Raw genomic sequence first — 1,113 nt, forward strand, 5'->3', positions numbered from 1 at the left:
GGGGGCGCCGAGGTGCGGCTGTGGCTGGCGCTCGACACCGACGGCCGCCCGCCCGTGTCCCGGCGCGGTCACCGGACGCGGCGGCGGGGTCGCCGGGCGTGACGGACGCTTAAGGTCCGTCCATCCGGACCTTAAGGCCGCCCTAAGGCCGCCGCCCGGTGTCGCCTTGGCGGGCAATTGTCCGGATCGCTGCGGCTAGTGTTCTGATCACCCCCCACAGGGACCACCCCACCGGGGTGCGGCGGTTGTTGCCCCCTCCGCCGCACCCCGATCCCGCCCCCCCCGGGTCGTCAGACGGCGGGCAGCTCCCGGTTCCGCACCACTTCCGCGTACCAGTGGGCGCTGGACTTCGGAATGCGCTCCTGGGTGTCGAAGTCGACGTAGACCGCGCCGAAGCGCTTGCTGTAGCCGTACGCCCACTCGAAGTTGTCCAGCAGCGACCAGAGGAAGTACCCGCGCACGTCCACGCCGTCACCGATCGCCTGCTCCACGGCGGCCAGGTGGCCGTGCAGGTAGTCGATCCGGTCCTGGTCGTGCACGGTGCCGTCGGCGGACGGCTTGTCGTCGCAGGCCATGCCGTTCTCGGTGATGTAGAGCGGCACGCCGGGCGCGGCCTGGCCGAGCCGGAGCAGCAGCTCGTGCAGGCCGGTCGCGTCCACGGCCCAGCCCATCTGGGTGGTGGGGCCGGGCGTCTGGTGGAAGGCGACCCGGTCGGCGGCCGGCCACGGCGAGTGCGCGCTCTGTCCGTGCCCGTCGCGCCGCTCCACCTCGCCGTCCTCCACCTCGGAGACCAGCGACGGCGTGTAGTAGTTGACGCCGAGCGCGTCCAGCGGCTGGTGGATGTCCGCCAGGTCGCCGTCCTGGACGAAGCTCCAGTCGGTGAGCCGGGCGGTGTCCGTGAACAGGTCCTCGGGGTAGGCGCCCTGGAGCACCGGGCCCTCGAAGATGCCGTTGGCCAGCGCCTCGATGCGGCGCTTGGCGTCCCGGTCGGCGGCGGAGTCGGTACGGGCCCGCACCACCGCCGAGTTGAGGCTGATGCCGAGCTTGGCGGAGGCCGGCAGCGTCGCCCGCAGGGCCTGCGCGGCGAGGCCGTGGCCGAGGTTGAGGTGGTGG

The 1,113-nt window shown here is 73.0% G+C and carries 1 protein-coding gene; it reads right to left on the bottom strand.

The window, feature by feature from the left end; all coding sequences use genetic code 11:
* Nucleotides 1-290 precede the first annotated feature (290 nt).
* Nucleotides 291-1,113: glycoside hydrolase family 1 protein (locus ACYVE9_RS27850; RefSeq protein WP_461030662.1), on the bottom strand; the 823-nt coding region annotated here is incomplete at its 5' end.

The organism is Streptomyces sparsus (assembly GCF_054776295.1).